14 protein-coding genes are annotated in these 17194 nt (G+C 42.8%); 6 read left to right on the forward strand and 8 right to left on the reverse strand.

Annotated elements, in window-relative coordinates; genetic code table 11:
• Window positions 1-111: 111 nt before the first annotated feature.
• Window positions 112-5502, reverse strand: a complete 5391-nt coding sequence (locus HMPREF9096_RS02115; RefSeq protein ID WP_009500684.1) for a YadA-like family protein — start codon at window positions 5500-5502, stop codon at window positions 112-114.
• 289 nt (window positions 5503-5791) lie between these two features.
• Between HMPREF9096_RS02115 and HMPREF9096_RS02110 the strand changes: the two genes are divergently transcribed.
• Window positions 5792-6109, forward strand: a complete 318-nt coding sequence (locus tag HMPREF9096_RS02110) for a DUF4298 domain-containing protein (protein ID WP_009500685.1) — start codon at window positions 5792-5794, stop codon at window positions 6107-6109.
• Between the two features lie 93 nt (window positions 6110-6202).
• Here HMPREF9096_RS02110 and tpiA read toward each other — a convergent pair whose 3' ends face one another.
• Window positions 6203-6994: a triose-phosphate isomerase gene (tpiA, locus tag HMPREF9096_RS02105; RefSeq protein WP_032803550.1), complete on the reverse strand. Its 792-nt coding sequence runs from the start codon at window positions 6992-6994 to the stop codon at window positions 6203-6205.
• A 165-nt stretch (window positions 6995-7159) separates the two neighbouring features.
• Between tpiA and HMPREF9096_RS02100 the strand changes: the two genes are divergently transcribed.
• Together HMPREF9096_RS02100 and xerC are read left to right on the forward strand one after the other, a co-directional pair.
• Window positions 7160-7594, forward strand: coding sequence for a GNAT family N-acetyltransferase (locus HMPREF9096_RS02100; RefSeq protein WP_005629228.1), 435 nt, complete (start codon window positions 7160-7162; stop codon window positions 7592-7594).
• On the forward strand, window positions 7594-8481 hold the full coding sequence (xerC, locus tag HMPREF9096_RS02095) for a tyrosine recombinase XerC (RefSeq protein ID WP_005644230.1): 888 nt from the start codon (window positions 7594-7596) through the stop codon (window positions 8479-8481). Before HMPREF9096_RS02100 ends, xerC begins: the two co-directional genes overlap by 1 nt.
• Window positions 8482-8517: 36 nt before the next feature.
• Here xerC and mutS read toward each other — a convergent pair whose 3' ends face one another.
• From mutS to truD, 6 genes are all read right to left on the reverse strand, one after another.
• Entirely contained in the window at window positions 8518-11103 is a 2586-nt protein-coding gene (gene mutS, locus HMPREF9096_RS02090) for a DNA mismatch repair protein MutS (RefSeq protein WP_009500687.1), read from the reverse strand.
• A 134-nt stretch (window positions 11104-11237) separates the two neighbouring features.
• Window positions 11238-12569 (reverse strand): murein hydrolase activator NlpD, encoded by a 1332-nt coding sequence (gene nlpD / locus HMPREF9096_RS02085; protein ID WP_032803551.1) that lies wholly within the window; start codon window positions 12567-12569, stop codon window positions 11238-11240.
• Between the two features lie 23 nt (window positions 12570-12592).
• Window positions 12593-12778 carry a hypothetical protein gene (locus tag HMPREF9096_RS02080; RefSeq protein ID WP_009500690.1) on the reverse strand — a complete coding sequence of 62 codons (186 nt, stop codon included), beginning with the start codon at window positions 12776-12778 and terminating at the stop codon, window positions 12593-12595.
• A gap of 8 nt (window positions 12779-12786) precedes the next feature.
• Window positions 12787-13365, reverse strand: coding sequence for a YqaA family protein (locus HMPREF9096_RS02075; RefSeq protein ID WP_009500691.1), 579 nt, complete (start codon window positions 13363-13365; stop codon window positions 12787-12789).
• A 29-nt stretch (window positions 13366-13394) separates the two neighbouring features.
• Complete coding sequence (surE, locus tag HMPREF9096_RS02070) at window positions 13395-14135, reverse strand: 5'/3'-nucleotidase SurE (RefSeq protein WP_009500692.1); 741 nt, start codon at window positions 14133-14135, stop codon at window positions 13395-13397.
• 9 nt (window positions 14136-14144) lie between these two features.
• Window positions 14145-15164: a tRNA pseudouridine(13) synthase TruD gene (truD, locus tag HMPREF9096_RS02065; RefSeq protein ID WP_009500693.1), complete on the reverse strand. Its 1020-nt coding sequence runs from the start codon at window positions 15162-15164 to the stop codon at window positions 14145-14147.
• A 108-nt stretch (window positions 15165-15272) separates the two neighbouring features.
• Between truD and rraB the strand changes: the two genes are divergently transcribed.
• From rraB to slyD, 3 genes are read left to right on the forward strand one after another with little or no spacing between them, the layout of a single operon-like run.
• Window positions 15273-15695 (forward strand): ribonuclease E inhibitor RraB, encoded by a 423-nt coding sequence (gene rraB / locus HMPREF9096_RS02060; RefSeq protein WP_009500694.1) that lies wholly within the window; start codon window positions 15273-15275, stop codon window positions 15693-15695.
• A gap of 54 nt (window positions 15696-15749) precedes the next feature.
• Window positions 15750-16472 carry an SIMPL domain-containing protein gene (locus HMPREF9096_RS02055; protein ID WP_009500695.1) on the forward strand — a complete coding sequence of 241 codons (723 nt, stop codon included), beginning with the start codon at window positions 15750-15752 and terminating at the stop codon, window positions 16470-16472.
• A gap of 55 nt (window positions 16473-16527) precedes the next feature.
• Window positions 16528-17154: a peptidylprolyl isomerase gene (gene slyD, locus HMPREF9096_RS02050; RefSeq protein WP_009500696.1), complete on the forward strand. Its 627-nt coding sequence runs from the start codon at window positions 16528-16530 to the stop codon at window positions 17152-17154.
• Window positions 17155-17194 lie beyond the last annotated feature (40 nt).

Below are 17194 nucleotides of genomic sequence, written 5' to 3' on the forward strand. Positions count from 1 at the left end.
TATTATTTGCGGAGATTCAATGACTCAAATAATAAAAAAGTGCGGTGAATGTTCACCGCACTTTTTGGATTTATTAATGATGGGAAAATCCCATCATAAACGATTACGCTATTACCATTGGTAACCTACGCCAACTCCGGCACCGACATCACCACTGGTGTTTGCATTACCTTGAAGTTTTAAGATCACCTTGCCATTGTCGCTTGCACGAGAGTAACCTACAGCTAAAGCATTTTGTCCTTTGAAGGTACCAGCCGCTGCGGCAACCATTGATTTACCTGGTGTATAAACCTGTGGTAACGCAGCTGCTGCATTTGCACCAGCGATACCAGCACGGGCTTCTTTGCCATATTTATTAACTTTTCTGTCTAGGCGGTTAAATTCACCTGCATGGTTGTTAATAACTTGACTAAGATTATCAACTTTGCCTTCAACGCGATTAATATTCTGTGCATTTTTATTCACTTGAACATTAGTTGCATGTAATTGGCTGCCATTTACCGCATCTGTTGAGGTGTTAGACACAACACCAGCTGCAACATTTTGAATTTGCGCTTCGTTACCTTCGCTGCCTACGGAAACGACACGGGTGGCGTCGCTTGGTTGGCCGGCAACAGTTGCCGAAGGAGCCAGACTGTAAGCACCTGTATGTGCTTTACCTGCTTGCGCACCTGCTCCGATTGCGACAGAACCTTTGGCTGCTTCCGGTTTAACTGCGGCACCGTTGCCGATGGCAACTGCATCTTCAACGGCAGCGTTGCTGTTTCCGCCGATTGCCACGCTGTTTGGTCCGGTTGCTTTCGCAGCTTCGCCAGTAGCGTTTGCTTTGAAGTAGTCGTTGCCTACGGTTACGGTCATCTTGCCGTTTTTCACATCGCCTTTTACGGTAATGCCTGTATTTGGCTCTGCTTTAAAGTCAACTACATCCGCATTTTTCACAGGTGCGGCTTTGTTGTTGTCGGAGGTTGAAACAACCCAACCCAGGTTTTGTGCATCTTTGACGCTCAGCAAGTTGTCGCCGTCTGAATGGGCAAGGTCTGCCAAGCCGTCTTTTGCAGCTTCGAGCGGTTTGTCCGCTGCTGCCGGTACAACAGGGGTTTGCTCTGTAGCTGTAGCGGTCGGTTTACCGTTTTCCAGATCGCTTGGTTTGTAGTATTTACCATTTACATTGACGATTTGCTCACCCTTGTCATTATAGGCAATGGTATTTGCACCCTTAGGTAAACTTAATGCGCTGGTATCAACATCCACAGAAACCGTTGTGGTATCCACACCGTTAGCATCACGTTTAGTTACTGCTTTAATCACGGTACCTTTACCATTTACAAAGTTAACCACATCGTTAGGCGTTACTTTTTCAGATTTCGCCGGATCTTTTTCTTCTTTGTTTGCAGCGTTTTCTACGGTTGTTTTACCGTTTTGTTGGATAAAGAAGCCAGATTTGTTCACAGTTTGATCAAGTTGGTCTTTATTTACCGCTTGATCAGGATTTTCTGCCCAACCGACGTTATTTAATTGAACGCCGTCTTTACCTGCGGTAATCACATCTTTGTCTTTGCCAGTTTTTTCAGCTTTTTCCAATTCCGCAACTTGCTTCGCAGCTTCTTCTAATACTTTTGGTAAAAGTTCTTCCACTGTTGCAGTTGGATTCTCTCCTCGTACTTTTTCAATTGCCGCTGCCATTGCTTTATCTTCAATTGCTGTGCGGTATGGATTTTTGCCCATATTTGAGTTGGCATCAGATAAAGTAGCGCCTGTTTTCACTGGTTTTTGAACTTCAGGGGCTTTGTTATTGGTCAATTTCACTGTGCCATCATTATTAACATCAGCCTCTTTATACCAGTTACCATCATTCGCTTGTTTTAGCGTATCGCCCGCGGCATTTTTCACGTTTACGTAATCAATAGGCAAATCGGTGTCGAATTTCACCACGGTTGTGGTTTGTTTGTCACCTTTAGCATCGATTTTATCAACAGTCGCAGTTTTTACTGTGATGCCTTTGCCATCTGCAAAACGAACTTCATCATTCGGATTAACTTTTTCATCCTTATCTTCGAATTTGTTGTTTGCAAGGGCATCTTTCGCTTTACCTACAGTCCAACCAGATTCTTGGATTGCTTTATAAACGGTATTGCCATCAACAAAGTTGCTGCCGTTATCCACGCCGGCTACTTCTTTCGGATTCGCTGCATCGCTGTTGTCCATAACTTTGCCGTCTTGTACAGCGTAGTTGGACGATGCTGCATCTGCTTTCGGCTTATTGGTTTTCGGATCGATACTGTCTTTGTCGTAAAGCTTGCCGTCGACATTGACGTAAGTCTTATCGCCGATTTTATATTCGCCGGTTTTGACCACATCGCTCTTTTCCAGCTCGATGTTGATGTTGCGGATGCCTGTAGTCTTATCGGTTTCGCCCGTTACTTTAATACCGTTTTTACCATTAAAACGAACTTCGTTTGCATTGGTTACTTTATCGGCATACCCCTTACCATCTTTACTATCAGCAGAAACTACCCAACCCAAGTTTTTCGCATCAGCGACAGTTAATGCATTAGACGCAACAGAATTTTTTAAATCAGCTAAGCCAGTTTTTGCTTCTTTCACCGGATCTTTCGCTGCAGCAACATTTGTTGATGGTGTCGGAGTCGCTGTTGCTTTCAATTTACCATTTTCAAATTGGTCTGGCGCATAATATGAATCACCTACTTTAACTAATGGATTACCCGCTGCCTCATAAGCAATAGTATTCGCACCCTGCGCCACGTTGGTCAGGGTTACGTTATCGCCGGCTTTGCCCGCTTCGGTGTTAGTAGGGTTGTTCATTGAAGCGATAACATTGGTTACGGCAGGATTAGAAGGTGTGCCATCTGCATTAAAAGTCGTACCTTCCGGGTAATAGTTGCCGTCAGGGTATTTCACGACTTTATTGCCTGCTGCATCGGTATAAACCACAGGGAAGGCATCACGCAAGCCGGAAGCGACTGCATAAAGTTGCGAACCGTTAATCGCATCGGTCGAGGTAGAAGAAATCTCGCCCGCTGCAACGTGTTTGATTTGGCGTTCGCCGTAAACGGTAGCGCCGTCTTTATCTGTAGTTGCTGCGCCGATAGAAACAAAACGGCCTTGCAATTCATTATCTGCTTTTTCAGCTTCAGAGCCGTCTGTTTTGGTTGCGCCCAAGTTGCCTTTGAAGCCGCTGTAAACCATTCCATTAACATTGGCAGAGTTGACTTTTTTCACCGTCGGCGCACCATCACTGTTGTTGCCTAATACAACGGCGTTTTCACGGTTTTCTTTGCGAGTTCCTATGCCATAGACTCTGACATTATTACCCAACACCATGACATTTTTTGCCCATACCCCGTTGTTTGAACCAACAACGAAAGAATTCTCTCCGGTTTGGCCTTCTTTAGGCGTGGCTGAAGCTTTATCTGCACCCGTAATCTCGTAATCCCATTCGCCAATTCTATTTTTAGTACCAAATGCACCTGCGTTTTTAGCTCTTACTATATTATCGTAACCGACTGCAGTAGAGTTTTCTAAAGCAACAAGGCTGTTTGAACCTACGACGGTTGCATTGGCTGCATCGGTCGTGAAGAATCGTTTAGCTCCGTCACGAGTAGTGTAGCCTGATTCACCAGCACGAGTATTAGTACCGATTGCCACTGCATTAGGTGAGACACCGTTTACTTTAGCCTTGTGGCCTACTGCGGTAGAGCTGTTAGATGCAGTTTCGGAAGATGCGCCGATTGCGATGGCATTGGTTGCATTTTTGCCGGCATAGCTTGTTTCAAAAGCTGTTTTAGCTGCATCGTGTGCGGCTTTACCGTCAGTTAGTGCTTTGGCTGCCGTTGCGGACGCAGTGTTTGCTTTTTCTAACTCGGTAATCTTGTTGCTCAGGTTTTTCGCCAAGGCAACAAGGTGGGCCAATCTTTCGTTTTGTCCGCCAACCGCTGTATTTTTGATATTGGCAATTTTTTCAATATCGGCTTTTTTGGCAATGATTTTTGCAATATTGGCATCTGAACCGTTTGGTTCTTTTGTAAATACACTGGTCAGCGTTCCCAGTTCGTCAAAGCTGAGACCTGCTGTTTGCAAGGCGGTTTTGAACTCATCTGCATGTTTATATAAAACGCCACTCTGCGTATAGTTATCATGGAATATTCTTAGATTGGTCGAAAGATCTGCAACGATAGTTTTGAGCGCACCGGCATTGGCTTTTGCATTTTCAGCCGTTTTGTCCAAATTGGCGTATGTCTCGTATGCCTTACGGTAATCCGCATAAGCTGTTTTGATGCTGTCAACAGATGCTTGCGCGACACCGGATGTTGCTCCGGTACCGAATGCGATATTGTTGTCGCCCGTGGCAATAGAGTTTGTGCCTACGGCAGATGAATTCTTGCCGATGGCCATTGTATTTTTCTTGTAGATATTTGCAGCAGATGCGTTGCCGCCCAAATCCTCAGAACCCAATGCCAATGCTTGCGCACCATAGCTGACGGCATTTTTACCAATCGCAGTAGAGCGGAAATTGCCGGCAAATGCATTGTATCCAACGGAAAGGCCGTCATCCGTTACAGTACGTGAATTGGCACCAACTGTAACCGCACGGTTTGCACTGTTCCAGCCGGACATTGCGCCATCACCGATGGTTACGGCATTATCCCCGCGGCTGAAAGCCCGATTACCTACCGTAACTGCTTGGCGGCCGACAGAGCTGGCGTGAAAACCCATTGCCATGCTGTTGACATTGCTTGCATTGGAGCCGGAGCCTACGGCCACTGTGCCGACGTGATTGGCATGAGCAATTGAGCCGATGGCGACACCGCCTTTGTTGCCGCCGCCGGATGCCATGGAATTGGTACCAACCGCTATCGCTTCAGGGGAGACGGTGCTAGCATTTGTGCCGATGGCAATGCTTTTTTCCCAGTCTGCTCTGGCTCTGTTACCGATGGCAACGATATTTTCACCCGTTTGATAAGTTGCGGCAGCCTGATTGCGCATAGAGCTTGCGTCCTGACCAATCACAATGGCATGGCTTGCCGTTGCAAGTGTACGCGTACCGATTGCAATCGAATTGTGGAAAGTGCTTGTGTCGGCGTTGCCGTTAACTTTTGGCTCGATACGCGCCTGCGCACCGATGGCAATACCATTTGAATTGTATGGTACTCCGGGTTGTCGCAACACTTCGGCGCTCGGACCGATGGCTACCGAGTTAGCGGTTTCTGCTTTTGCCTTTCTTCCGACGGCAATCGCATTGCTACCAAGCGCTTGCGGTTTTTCATCAGCCGGAACGGCAGCTGCAGCCGCATTATCTATGGCGACCAAGTCGTCCGCAGCCTTATGTGTGGCGGCTTGAGCCGTACCGCACGCCATGAGCAAGGCGGCAGAAATTGCCGTTAATTTGATGGATTTTGATTTGCCTTTGGCTGATGCCAATTCACCTACTGCAGTCCAAGTTTGGGTGGCATGATTCCAAATTACTTTGAAAATGTTGTTCATTCAGTTTTTCTCCTAAAATTGAATAGATAAATGTCAGTCCATTGCTCGACTTGTGAAAAATAATAGATAAACGACTAACTAAATATTATCTATACCTTGCTTAAATTGTCGCCGGGATTTTACAGGCTATCGAATTAAATAGAAAGTATCTTTACCAAACTTTACAAAGGTTTACATTAAATTTTTAATCTATTTAACCCCATTTTCCTGAAATATAGATAAAATACCTCAATGATGAAAGTGGGATACAATCTGCTCCGATCAGATCACTATTTAATAAGGAAAAAATATGCTATCAAAAGAACGTTTATCCCAGCTTGCGGAAATGGAAAGTATTTTAGATGAAGCAAATGGCTTTCTTACCGAGGCAGAGCAATTCTTGGAAAAATGGCAGGCGTTTTTGCCCAAAATGAAACGCTTAGAACATTATTACTTCGAAGGCGATTGGCGAGAGGATTTCGAGGCTTATGAAAATGGCGAAGTACCAAAAGACCAACCTTGTGGTGTACTTTCCGAAGACTTAGTTTTTAACGCCAGTGTTGCTCAACGGGGCTTGGCGATTGAGTATTTGAAAGTGGTGACGAAAATTCTCGATCAAACGAAATAATGGCAAGTCATTGGCAATACAGTTTGCTTGAATTCATAAACAAAGTGCGGTGAAAATTCACCGCACTTTTTTGTTATTCTAATTAACTAAAAATTAATTTTTCGCTGCTGCCGCTGCTTTTACAATTACTGCAAATGCAGGGGCTTTTAATGATGCACCACCTACTAATGCACCGTCGATATCTGGCTGAGTAAATAATTCAGCTGCATTTGCATCATTTACAGAACCGCCGTATTGAATAATCACTTGGTCTGCCACGGCTTGTGATTTTGCTGCGATATGGAGACGGATAAATGCATGAACTGCTTGTGCTTGTGCTGGAGTCGCAGATTTACCCGTACCGATCGCCCAGATTGGTTCGTATGCGATCACTGCACCGTTGAATGCTTCTACACCTAATGCGTTGATCACCGCATCAATTTGACGTGCACACACTTCTTCTGTTTTGCCTGCTTCGTTTTCAGCTTCAGTTTCACCGATACATAATACTGGCACTAAGCCTGCTTCTTTTAATGCACCAAATTTTTTCGCTACGAATTCGTCGCTTTCTTTGTGGTAAGTACGACGCTCAGAGTGACCGATAATGATGTATTTTGCACCAAAATCTTTTAACATTTCGCTAGAAATATCGCCAGTAAATGCACCTTTCACATTGATATCTACGTTTTGTGCACCTAATTGAATTACACTTTTACCGCCACAGCTACAACCACAACCAGAAAGTGCTGCTTCAGCCGTACCTAAATACATAACAGGGGGGGCAATTGCTACATCACAACCTGTTACATCATGTAATTCTGCTTTTAATCCCTCGATTAATTCTTTGGTGAACGCTTTGGAACCGTTTAATTTCCAGTTACCCATCACTAAAGGACGACGTGCCATTTTTGTTTCTCCATAGTTGATAAAATTAACTTGCTTACTATACCAAAATTTCGCCACGATTCTTTGCAGAAGATCATAAAATTAAAAAAATTCTCATAGAAAGATGATTATCTTGTGCTAAAAAGCTACAATTACCTGTATGGAACCAATAAAAAATAACCAATTATGAAACTTTTCAAAGCTGAACAATGGAATATTGATGTTCTTCTTCCTCTTTTTGAAGCCTATCGCCAAGCCTATGGACAAGCAGAGAATCCAGAACGCACCTTGGCTTTTTTAACTAATCGTATGCGTTTTAATGAAAGTCTGTTTTTTATTGCGGTGGACGAAAATGAAAAGGCTATTGGCTTTGTGCAGCTTTTCCCTCGCCTTTCTTCTTTACAATTACAACGCTATTGGCAAATCACCGATATTTTTGTGTTGGAACATGCGCAACAAACGGAGATTTATGCGGCGTTGATTTCTAAAGCAAAAGACTTTGTGCATTTCACGCAATCCAATCGTTTAGTGGCAGAATTAGCGCAAAATCAATATTCAATGTTAGAATCGGAAGGGTTTAAATTAAACCCGAAAGAACGTTTATTTGAATTGAGTTTGTAATGCTAACCGCGTTAAATCGTTATTGGGATTATTTGCGGATTGAACGCCAAATGAGCCCTCACACGCTCACTAATTATCAACATCAACTTGATGCCATCATCAAAATCTTAGCGCAACAAGATATTCACGCTTGGGCACAAGTAACACCCAGCGTGGTGCGCTTTATTTTGGCGGAAAGCAAAAAACAAGGCTTAAAAGAAAAAAGCTTGGCTTTGCGTTTATCCGCATTGCGGCGATTTCTTAGTTTTTTGGTGCAACAAGGCGAATTGAAAGTGAATCCCGCCACAGGCATTTCCGCACCGAAACAAGGCAAGCATTTACCGAAAAATATGGATGGCGAGCAAGTTCAACAATTGCTTGCCAACGATAGCAAAGAGCCAATTGATATTCGTGATCGTGCTATTTTGGAATTAATGTATAGTTCAGGTTTACGTTTATCTGAATTACAAGGCTTAGATTTAAACAGCATTAATACCCGAGTGCGGGAAGTGCGTGTTATCGGGAAAGGCAACAAAGAGCGTGTAGTGCCGTTTGGACGTTATGCGTCGCATGCCATTCAAGAATGGTTAAAAGTGCGGGCATTATTTAACCCAAAAGATGAGGCGTTATTTGTTAGCCAGCTTGGAAATCGTATTTCTCATCGAGCCATTCAAAAACGCTTGGAAACTTGGGGCATTCGCCAAGGCTTAAATAGCCATCTTAATCCGCACAAACTACGCCATTCTTTTGCAACGCATATGTTAGAAGCCAGTTCTGATTTACGCGCCGTGCAAGAATTGCTTGGGCATAGCAACCTTTCCACCACACAAATTTATACTCACTTAAATTTTCAACATCTGGCAGAAGTGTACGATCAGGCTCATCCAAGAGCGAAACGTAAAAAGTAGAAATACGGTGAAATTTCACCGCACTTTTGTAAGATGTTACCCCACCATTTTCTTTAACTGATACAAATACGCCAAGGCTTGTTTAGGGCTTAGATCATCAGGATCCAGTTTTTCAATAGCCTCTCTCAGTGCATCCGTTTCTTGTTCAAACAATAATTCACCTTGAGTGTGATTGGCTTCACGCAATGCCTGAATTTGCTGATCGGCTGAATGGCCTGAGGTTTTTTCTAATTGTGTCAATTTCTGTTTTGCCAGTTTAATAACGGATTGTGGCACACCAGCCAAAGCCGCAACTGCCAAACCATAACTTTTACTTGCGGCGCCATCTTGTACGGCGTGCATAAAGGCGATAGTGTTGTTATGCTCAAGGGCATCTAAATGAATGTTGGCGATGCCTTCTAGCTGTTCTGGTAATGCGGTTAATTCAAAATAATGGGTGGCAAATAATGTAAGCGAGCGGATTTTTTTGGCTAACCATTCTGCACAAGCCCAAGCTAAGGATAAGCCATCATAAGTGGATGTGCCGCGACCGATTTCATCAATAAGAACAAGGCTTTGCGCAGTAGCTTGATGAAGAATATTTGCCATTTCAGTCATTTCCACCATAAAGGTTGAACGCCCCGAAGCTAAATCATCAGATGCACCAATTCGAGTAAAAATACGGTCAATCGGCCCAATTCGCGCGCTGTCTGCCGGCACAAAGCTGCCGATATACGCCAGCAATGTAATTAATGCAGTTTGGCGCATATAAGTACTTTTACCACCCATATTTGGCCCAGTGATAATTAACAAATGACGATGGTGATTTAATTCCACTGGGTTGGCGATGAAAGGATCTTTCAATACTTGTTCCACGACAGGATGGCGGCCATTTTCAATTTTCACACTCACTTCATCACAGAATGTTGGCATAATGTAATTGAGGGTATCTGCGCGCTCGGCAAGATTGACCAATACATCCAATTCAGAAAGTGCAAGGCTCGCCAGTTGTAATGAACCTAAGTGCGGTAATAATAAATCAAACAATTCATCGTAAAGCTGCTTTTCTAACGCTAACGCTGCGCCTTTCGATTTCAGCACTTTGTCTTCATATTCTTTGAGTTCAGGAATAATGTAACGCTCTGCATTTTTCAGAGTTTGACGGCGAACATAATGGATTGGGGCTTTATGCGCTTGGCCTTGGCTAATTTGAATGTAATAACCATGCACTGCATTAAAACCGATTTTTAGTGTATCAATGCCTGTGCTTTCACGCTCACGTTTTTCTAGGTTTTCCAAATATTGCGTTGCACCATCAGATAACATACGCCATTCGTCTAACTCGGCATGGTAACCTTCAGCAATCACGCCACCATCCCGAATTAAAAGCGGAGGCGTTTCAATCAATGCACGTTGCAATAAATCGCATTGCTCGCCGAAATCGGCAATTTGGCTGAAAAGTGCGGTTAAAAATAGCGGTGTTTTTTGTTGAACAATCGTGCGTAATGCTGGAATTTGTTCTAATGCCGTGCGCAAGCGAGTGAGATCGCGAGGACGCGCTGAACGTAGCGCCACACGCGCTAAAATACGCTCCATATCGCCAACTAATTGCAAATAAGGTTGGAGTTCATCGACCAAATCAAAATTCAGAATTTCCGCAATCGCTTGTTGGCGTTGTTTTAATTTTTCCACATTACGAATAGGCTGGTGAATCCAACGTTTCAACAAGCGGCTGCCCATTGGCGTGACACATTTATCCAATACAGACGCTAGCGTATTTTCTGTACCACCCGCAAGATTTTGCGTTAATTCAAGATTTCTGCGCGTAGCGGCATCTAACTGAATACAGTCTTGATTTTGAATTAAGCTAATGCTTTGAATATGTGGCAATGCAGTACGTTGGGTTTCTTTTGCATATTGTAATAAACAACCTGCCGCACTTAAGCCTAGAGGGGATTTTTCCACACCAAAAGCGCGTAAATCTTTTGTGCCAAATTGGCGATTCAGTAACGTAATGGCGGTGCTAAGTTCAAATTCCCAAATAGGGCGACGGCGTAATCCCTTGCAATGTTCAATCGCAGCCATTTCATTAAATTCTTCACAATACAGCAATTCAACTGGTGCAATACGTTGCAATTCCGCACGCAATGTTTCTTTATCTGCAGGTTCACAAAGCTGAAAACGGCCAGAGGTCATATCTAAAGTAGCTAATCCAAATTTTTCTTTCTCTTGATATACCGCAGCAATAAGATTGTCTTGGCGTTCAGGCAAAAGCGCTTCATCACTTACCGTACCAGGCGTAACAATTCGCACAATTTGGCGCTCCACAGGCCCTTTGCTTGTGGCAGGATCACCAATTTGTTCACAAATCGCCACTGGCTCACCCAACTGAACCAATTTTGCTAAATAACCTTCCACCGCATGATAAGGCACCCCTGCCATTGGAATTGGTTGCCCTGCAGATTGACCTCGTTTCGTCAAAGAAATATCCAACAATGCCGCCGCTTTTTTCGCATCGTCATAAAACAACTCGTAAAAATCCCCCATGCGATAAAACAACAAAATATCTGGATTCTCTGCTTTGAGTTTTAGATATTGTTGCATCATTGGCGTATGTTGTTGGAAATTTTCTTCGGAAATCATCTAATTACCTGCTTTGAAACTGAATAAAGATAGGTTTTGTGGCGGTTATTTTAGGTGCCGAAAGGGGAAAAAGCTAGATAAAAAAGAGCGGTGAAAATTTGTTGAGATTTTTCACCGCTCTTTTCAGAGGAAGATTAACGTCTTGGGAGGTAACGTACTGGATCCACTGATTTTCCTTTATAGCGAATTTCAAAGTGGAGTTTCACGGTATTTGTACCAGAGCTACCCATTTTTGCGATTTCTTGACCAGCTTTGACTTCTTGTTGATCTGTTACAAGAATTTTGTCGTTATGCGCATAAGCACTTAAGAAATCATCATTATGTTTGATGATGATTAAATTACCGTAACCACGTAAAGCATTGCCAGCATACACGACGCGACCTGATGCAGCAGCTTTAACAGCTTGTCCACGAGAACCGCTAATATCAATCCCTTTGTTTCCGCCATCGGTATTGGAAAAACTTTGGATAATGTTACCTGAAGTCGGCCATTGCCATGCAACATTTGATGCGATTGGCGCAACAACATTGGCATTAATCGGTGTGCTATTGGTGTTATCTACTGGCGTAGTTGGTACTGATGGCGTTGTCGCAGGAGCAACTGGTGTTGTCGCAACCGGTACCATTGCTGGTGCGCTATTCGCTACACCTGCACCAGATTTAATTGGTCCAATGATTGTGCCATCCGATCCCATTTGCGTACCATTTGCACCGGGCGTATAGGTGACTGCAGGTTCTGCAGGTTCTGCAGGTTCTGCAGGTGCTGTCGGTGCAACCGCAGTAGTTGTTGTCGTTGCTGCTGCAGGTTGTTTTACTGGAACCGTTGTTGTCACTGTTTTTGTACCACAATTAGAGATTTTTAAAGTTTGACCTAAGCTCAAACTATAAGGCTCTGTCATGTTGTTCAATGCAGCTAATTCTTTTACATCAATCCCCGCCAAGTAAGCGATTAAGAACATGGTATCGCCTTTGTTCACTTTATAGGTATTGCCTTTGTAAGAGCCTTTTTCAATTTGGCTATAATCTGGTGCATTGGTATTTGGGTTGCGTGGAACATTAATATGTTGCGAGCCTACGCAATCAGAAACTGTTTTAGTGATGGTTTTTGTTTGCACAGCTGGCGCTGGAGCTGGTGTTGGCGCTGCTGGTTTTTGAGCCGGCTGAAATGCTGGCTGAGCAGGTTTGAATGCCGGTTGAGCAGGCGCTGCTGGCATGGCAGGCTGTTGATAGGTTGGTTGGAAATTTGGCTGTGGAGTTTGCACGCCTGTTGGTACGCCGCCCATCGCTGGTACCGTGTTTTTTTGAATTTCAGGTTGCCAAGAACCGCCCGCACTTTCACCATTGACTGGTTGCATGATGCCAGGGGAAAGATTGTCATCAGCATTACTAATTGGAGCGGGAGAATTAGAAGTACAAGCCGATAATACAACAAGACTCAAAGGGAGTAAGAGAAATGATTTTTTCATAGTAATTCCTTATTGTTCCTTTATTATTTAGTTTGCGCTGGCATTGTATTTTTTTGAATTTCTGGCATAAAGCTACCGCCAGCAACAGCGCCTGTGCCTTCTACTGGTTGCATGATGCCGTTTGGCAACGCATCTGGATCTTTTACTTGTTCTGAGGCACATCCAGCTAATACTAATCCAGTTATTAAAATAAGACCTAATTTATTCATTTTTTATCCTAGTTTTTCAATATAAAGTAAGCAATGACAGCCAGCACAACGACTGACCAACCAATAATTTCAATAGATTTTCGCAATTTTGCTGCGAATTTTTCACCGCCCCACGCGGCTAATTTTGCCACCAGCAAGAAACGCGCTAAACGTGAAACAAATGCGGTGATGGCAAAAGGGAAAAATGCCATTTGCATTACCCCAGAGCAGAGAGTAAACACCTTGTAAGGAATTGGGCTAAAACCTGCCACAAAGACAACTAATACGCCCCATTGCTCAAACCAATTTATGGCTTTTGCCCAATGCGCACCATATCCCCATTGTTGTACAATGTTTTCCACCCAGTCGGTTGCATAATAACCAATTGCATAACCAATAACCCCACCGATGACAGAAGCAATTGCTGTATAAAATGCAAATTTCACCGCACTTTTTGGCTTTGACATAGACATTGGGATCAACATCACATCAGGTGGAATAGGAAAAAATATAGCCTCGATAAAACTAACAAAAGAAAGCCAGAAAGTCGCAAAACGGTGCGTTGACCATTGCATGGTTTTATCGTACATCGTGCCGAAAATTTTCATATTTCTTCTCTATTTGGTAAAACGCGCCATTATTCCTGCTCTAACCAATCTTGTAAAGCCGAAAGTGAATGATGTGCAGTAAGATCTGCTTGAATTGGCGTGATAGACACATAACCATTTTTCACCGCATGGAAATCTGTTCCCTCTCTTTCATCCTCAGGTAATGCTGAAGGACCAATCCAATAAATGGTTTCATCACGAGGATCCTTTTGTTTAATGACTTCTGCAGACGACGCACGATAACCCAAGCGACACACCTTGTAACCCTTTAATTCTTCAAAAGGTAAATCTGGCACATTGATATTAATAATTTCACGAGGATTTAATAATTGATGATGTAATTTTGGAATGAGATCACACACCACTCGTGCTGCTGTTTCATAATGTTGACGACCATCTAACGAAACCGCAATAGCAGGCAAGCCTAAATGGCGACCTTCAAGGGCTGCGGCTAATGTGCCTGAATAAATCGTATCATCGCCCATATTACAACCCGCATTAATACCTGATACCACTAAATCTACTTGGCCAGATAAAAATCCATTTAATGCTAAATGCACACAATCTGCTGGTGTACCATTCACACAATAATCGCCAGTGTCTAAATGGCGTGGGCGTAGTGGCTCCACTAATGTGAGCGAGCTTGATGCCGCACTTCGATTACGATCAGGTGCAACAACAATGACTTCTGCAATTTTTCTTAATTCTGTTGCTAAAACTTGAATGCCTTCCGCATGAAAACCGTCATCATTACTGACTAAAATTCGCATTGTACTTCCTTATGCTTCTGTATAATTTACTAACTCACGAACTAATGCTGTGGCATAACTGCCCGCAGGCAAATAAAATTTCAAACGCAAGCCCTCAGGCTCAAATGCCCAAGAAAACGCGTTTGCTTTCATTAATAATGGACGACGCGCTGCCTTCATTCTCTCTTGTTTCATTAAAGGATCGAAGACAGAATGTTGATTTACGATTTCATTTTCAATATCGCTTGCGGCCAACACATCTTCGCCAATTAAAGGGGCGGTGAGTAAAATATCTTGATTTTCTAACCGCACTTTTAAGGCATTTAAGTCTTCTTTTTCATCCGCTTTGAACCAACTGTGCGAACCGGCTAATTGCACAATATCATTTGGTAAAACTTGATTTGTTGCGCCCTTTGCAATACGCGCAGCCACAACCAGATTAAAAATCTCACTGCGCACGGCGGAAAGATAAAAACTGCGTTTTTTGCGATCTTTTACCGTTATTTCCCCTTGAGCCCAACGCAATGCTTGCGTGAGGTTATGACCATCTCGCCCAAAACGTTGTTCCGTAAAATAATTGGGGAAACCAAAATTTGCCACAAAATCTAACCGCGCTTTAAGCTCATCAGATTCTACTGCACCGCGTAATAAAATATCGAAATAATTTCCCTCAAGGCTACCAGTACGAATTTTTCGGTTATGTCGAGTAACCTTTAAAATCTCTACGCCATCTAATTCAAATAGACTGAAATCGGGCGTTTCCATTCCAGGCATTTGTAAACAAAACCATTGTTCTGTCACCGCTCGACGATCTTTCAAACCCGCATATCCCATATTGCGTTCAGAAACACCGGCAAATTTAGCTAATTTTTCGCCAACAAATAAGGTGTTGCAATCTGTTTTTCGTACATACAACGCAACAAACTCACCTTCACTTGACATTTCATAGCCTAAATGTTCTTTTACAATAAAATCCGCACATTCAGCCTTTAAAAGTGCGGTAGTTTTTGGCGGAGTTTTTAATGCCAAATAAGGGAGTTGTTCGAGCATAGTTAAGGGCTCTTTTTTATAGAAAATAATTGCGCGAAATTTTATGCGACTTTTGGTGATTTATCCACTAAAATAACCGCACTTTTGTTCTTGTTGAAGGATTTTATTATGTCAAAATTGGCTGAGTTACAAGCAGAAACCCGTGAAATTATCGCTGATTTACTTAACGATGGTAGTGACCCGGATGCGCTTTACATTATTGAGCATCATATTGCTCATCACGATTTTGATTTGTTAGAAAAAATCGCTGTAGATGCGTTTAAAGCCGGTTATGAAGTGTCCGAAGCGGAAGAATTTGAAGATGATGATGGTAAACCAATTTTCTGCTTTGACATTATCAGTGAAGTAGAATTAAAAGCGGAAATTATTGATGCACAACAAAAAGAAATCCTTCCGTTGTTAGAAAAACATAAAGGCATTTATGATGGTTGGGGCACCTATTTTGAAGATCCGAATGCCGATGACGATGAATACGGCGATGATGGGGAATTTTTTGATGATGAAGATGAAGAAGAACCTCGTGTGCATTAATTATTCTTTTGGACCGCACTTGATAAGTGCGGTTATTTTTTTAGGAGTTTCAATATGAAATTAAAATCGCTTTCCTTAGCATTATTAGCGCTGCCTTTTGCTGTGCCTGCCTTGGCGGATAATCCACAAAGTACGGTGCAAAATAATATTGTTTCTTTTAATGCTGAAGTTGAAAAAGAAGTTTCACGAGATTTGTTACAAGTTACGCTTTTTTATCAAGCGGAAGGTACTTCTCTTTCAACATTAAATAAAACGATCAATGAGAAATTAAGCAAAGCACTTTCTATCGCGAAAAACGAAAGTGCGGTAGAAATTAAAGATCATTTTCGTCATACCAGTGTGCGTTATAACAATCAAGGCAAGCAATCTGGTTGGATTGATCGTGTAGAACTTGTATTAGAAAGCAAAGATTTCCAAGCTATCTCCAAAGTGATTAGCGAGCTTGATGGTGTTATGGCAGTGGAAAGTACGAATGCACTTATTTCATCAGAAAAATTAATGAGTTTAGAAAATGAATTAACTCAAGCCGCATTGGATAAATTTAAAAACAAAGCCACATTAATTCAAAATTCGTTGAATATGAAAGACTATCAAATTTTAGATTTAGATGTCTCTTCCGTGAATGAACAAACCATGAGCCCACGACCTTATATGATGGCGATGGCAAAATCTGCCGATATGAGTGCGGTGGATTCTTCTGGCGATGGTTATCTGGAAAATGGTAAAGAGAAAATAAAAGCACGCATTAGTGCGCGAATTGCATTGCGCGCGGAATAATTTTCGCTACAATGGTACGACTTTTTTTAACCGATTTTTTTATAAGGAAAACATAATGAAAGTAGCAAAAAATGTAGTGGTGAGCATTGCTTACCAAGTTCGCACACAAGATGGCGTATTGGTAGATGAAGCTCCAGCGAATCAACCACTAGAATATTTACAGGGCCATAATAATTTAGTGATCGGTCTTGAAAAAGCGCTTGAAGGTAAAGAAGTAGGCGACAAATTTGAAGTACGTGTACAACCTGAAGAAGGTTACGGTGCGTACAGCGAAAATATGGTTCAACGTGTACCAAAAGATGTATTCCAAGGTGTTGATGAACTTGAAGTCGGTATGCGTTTCTTAGCGGATACTGACATTGGTCCAGTTCCAGTGGTGATTACTGAAATCGATGGTGATGAAGTTGTCGTTGATGGAAATCACATGTTAGCCGGTCAAGAATTACACTTCACGGTTGAAGTTGTCGCAACCCGTGAAGCAACGTTAGAAGAAATCGCACACGGCCACGTTCACGGTGCGCATAGCCACCACCACGATGATGACGAAGAAGGTCACGGTTGTGGCTGTGGCGGTCATCACCACCATCACGACCATGATCACGAGCATAGTGGATGCTGCGGCGGTGGTCACGGGCACGAGCACGAACATGGTCACGGCAGCTGTGGTTGCGGCGGTCATTAATTAAAAACAGTCGAAAACATTACCGCACTTTAGCAATGAA

This window comes from Haemophilus sp. oral taxon 851 str. F0397 (assembly GCF_000242295.1).
Taxonomy (GTDB): Bacteria; Pseudomonadota; Gammaproteobacteria; order Enterobacterales; family Pasteurellaceae; genus Haemophilus.

What these genes read in the sequence shown, in the direction of transcription:
- HMPREF9096_RS02055 (WP_009500695.1), top strand. Translation starts at nt 15,750, where the DNA reads ATGAAATTAAAATCGCTTTCCTTAGCATTATTAGCGCTGCCTTTTGCT.
- HMPREF9096_RS02075 (WP_009500691.1), bottom strand. Translation starts at nt 13,365, where the DNA reads ATGAAAATTTTCGGCACGATGTACGATAAAACCATGCAATGGTCAACG.
- xerC (WP_005644230.1), top strand. Translation starts at nt 7,594, where the DNA reads ATGCTAACCGCGTTAAATCGTTATTGGGATTATTTGCGGATTGAACGC.
- rraB (WP_009500694.1), top strand. Translation starts at nt 15,273, where the DNA reads ATGTCAAAATTGGCTGAGTTACAAGCAGAAACCCGTGAAATTATCGCT.
- nlpD (WP_032803551.1), bottom strand. Translation starts at nt 12,569, where the DNA reads ATGAAAAAATCATTTCTCTTACTCCCTTTGAGTCTTGTTGTATTATCG.
- slyD (WP_009500696.1), top strand. Translation starts at nt 16,528, where the DNA reads ATGAAAGTAGCAAAAAATGTAGTGGTGAGCATTGCTTACCAAGTTCGC.
- HMPREF9096_RS02100 (WP_005629228.1), top strand. Translation starts at nt 7,160, where the DNA reads ATGAAACTTTTCAAAGCTGAACAATGGAATATTGATGTTCTTCTTCCT.
- HMPREF9096_RS02110 (WP_009500685.1), top strand. Translation starts at nt 5,792, where the DNA reads ATGCTATCAAAAGAACGTTTATCCCAGCTTGCGGAAATGGAAAGTATT.
- surE (WP_009500692.1), bottom strand. Translation starts at nt 14,135, where the DNA reads ATGCGAATTTTAGTCAGTAATGATGACGGTTTTCATGCGGAAGGCATT.
- tpiA (WP_032803550.1), bottom strand. Translation starts at nt 6,994, where the DNA reads ATGGCACGTCGTCCTTTAGTGATGGGTAACTGGAAATTAAACGGTTCC.
- truD (WP_009500693.1), bottom strand. Translation starts at nt 15,164, where the DNA reads ATGCTCGAACAACTCCCTTATTTGGCATTAAAAACTCCGCCAAAAACT.
- mutS (WP_009500687.1), bottom strand. Translation starts at nt 11,103, where the DNA reads ATGATTTCCGAAGAAAATTTCCAACAACATACGCCAATGATGCAACAA.
- HMPREF9096_RS02080 (WP_009500690.1), bottom strand. Translation starts at nt 12,778, where the DNA reads ATGAATAAATTAGGTCTTATTTTAATAACTGGATTAGTATTAGCTGGA.
- HMPREF9096_RS02115 (WP_009500684.1), bottom strand. Translation starts at nt 5,502, where the DNA reads ATGAACAACATTTTCAAAGTAATTTGGAATCATGCCACCCAAACTTGG.